1 rRNA gene is annotated in these 2,263 nt (G+C 52.4%); it reads left to right on the forward strand.

From position 1 onward, the window contains the following. Window positions 1–58: 58 nt before the first annotated feature. Window positions 59–2,263 (forward strand): 23S ribosomal RNA (locus KW828_RS21600); the annotation flags it as partial.

Genomic DNA, 2,263 nt, shown 5'->3' on the forward strand with positions numbered 1-2,263 from the left:
GGTGTGTTCGAGTCTCTCAAATTTTCGCAATCAGAAGTGAAACATCTTCGGGTTGTGAGGTTAAGCGACTAAGCGTACACGGTGGATGCCCTGGCAGTCAGAGGCGATGAAGGGCGTGCTAATCTGCGATAAGCGCCGGTAAGGTGATATGAACCGTTATAACCGGCGATACCCGAATGGGGAAACCCAGTGCAATGCGTTGCACTATCATGTCATGAATACATAGTGGCATGAGGCGAACCGGGGGAACTGAAACATCTAAGTACCCCGAGGAAAAGAAATCAACCGAGATTCCCCCAGTAGCGGCGAGCGAACGGGGAGGAGCCCAGAACCTGAATCAGCATGTGTGTTAGTGGAAGCGTCTGGAAAGTCGCAGGGTACAGGGTGATACTCCCGTACACAAAAATGCACATGGTGTGAGTTCGAAGAGTAGGGCGGGACACGTGGTATCCTGTCTGAATATGGGGGGACCATCCTCCAAGGCTAAATACTCCTGACTGACCGATAGTGAACCAGTACCGTGAGGGAAAGGCGAAAAGAACCCCGGCGAGGGGAGTGAAACAGAACCTGAAACCGTGTACGTACAAGCAGTGGGAGCCTCTTTTATGGGGTGACTGCGTACCTTTTGTATAATGGGTCAGCGACTTATATTCTGTAGCAAGGTTAACCGTATAGGGGAGCCGAAGGGAAACCGAGTCTTAACTGGGCGTTAAGTTGCAGGGTATAGACCCGAAACCCGGTGATCTAGCCATGGGCAGGTTGAAGGTTGGGTAACACTAACTGGAGGACCGAACCGACTAATGTTGAAAAATTAGCGGATGACTTGTGGCTGGGGGTGAAAGGCCAATCAAACCGGGAGATAGCTGGTTCTCCCCGAAAGCTATTTAGGTAGCGCCTCGTGAATTCATCTTCGGGGGTAGAGCACTGTTTCGGCTAGGGGGTCATCCCGACTTACCAACCCGATGCAAACTGCGAATACCGAAGAATGTTATCACGGGAGACACACGGCGGGTGCTAACGTCCGTCGTGAAGAGGGAAACAACCCAGACCGCCAGCTAAGGTCCCAAAGTCATGGTTAAGTGGGAAACGATGTGGGAAGGCACAGACAGCCAGGATGTTGGCTTAGAAGCAGCCATCATTTAAAGAAAGCGTAATAGCTCACTGGTCGAGTCGGCCTGCGCGGAAGATGTAACGGGGCTAAACCATGCACCGAAGCTGCGGCAGCGACACTATGTGTTGTTGGGTAGGGGAGCGTTCTGTAAGCCGTTGAAGGTGGACTGTGAGGTCTGCTGGAGGTATCAGAAGTGCGAATGCTGACATAAGTAACGATAAAGCGGGTGAAAAACCCGCTCGCCGGAAGACCAAGGGTTCCTGTCCAACGTTAATCGGGGCAGGGTGAGTCGACCCCTAAGGCGAGGCCGAAAGGCGTAGTCGATGGGAAACAGGTTAATATTCCTGTACTTGGTGTTACTGCGAAGGGGGGACGGAGAAGGCTATGTTGGCCGGGCGACGGTTGTCCCGGTTTAAGCGTGTAGGTGTGTGTTCCAGGTAAATCCGGTTCACTTTAACACTGAGGCGTGATGACGAGGCACTACGGTGCTGAAGTGACAAATGCCCTGCTTCCAGGAAAAGCCTCTAAGCATCAGGTAACATTAAATCGTACCCCAAACCGACACAGGTGGTCAGGTAGAGAATACCAAGGCGCTTGAGAGAACTCGGGTGAAGGAACTAGGCAAAATGGTGCCGTAACTTCGGGAGAAGGCACGCTGGTGCGTAGGTGAAGCGACTTGCTCGCGGAGCTGAAACCAGTCGAAGATACCAGCTGGCTGCAACTGTTTATTAAAAACACAGCACTGTGCAAACACGAAAGTGGACGTATACGGTGTGACGCCTGCCCGGTGCCGGAAGGTTAATTGATGGGGTTAGCGGCAACGCGAAGCTCTTGATCGAAGCCCCGGTAAACGGCGGCCGTAACTATAACGGTCCTAAGGTAGCGAAATTCCTTGTCGGGTAAGTTCCGACCTGCACGAATGGCGTAATGATGGCCAGGCTGTCTCCACCCGAGACTCAGTGAAATTGAAATCGCTGTGAAGATGCAGTGTACCCGCGGCAAGACGGAAAGACCCCGTGAACCTTTACTATAGCTTGACACTGAACACTGGTCCTTGATGTGTAGGATAGGTGGGAGGCTTTGAAGCGAGGACGCCAGTTCTTGTGGAGCCAACCTTGAAATACCACCCTTTAATGGCTGGTGTTCTAACGT

Source organism: Enterobacter sp. ENT03 (assembly GCF_019218745.1).
Taxonomy (GTDB): domain Bacteria; phylum Pseudomonadota; class Gammaproteobacteria; order Enterobacterales; family Enterobacteriaceae; genus Enterobacter_D.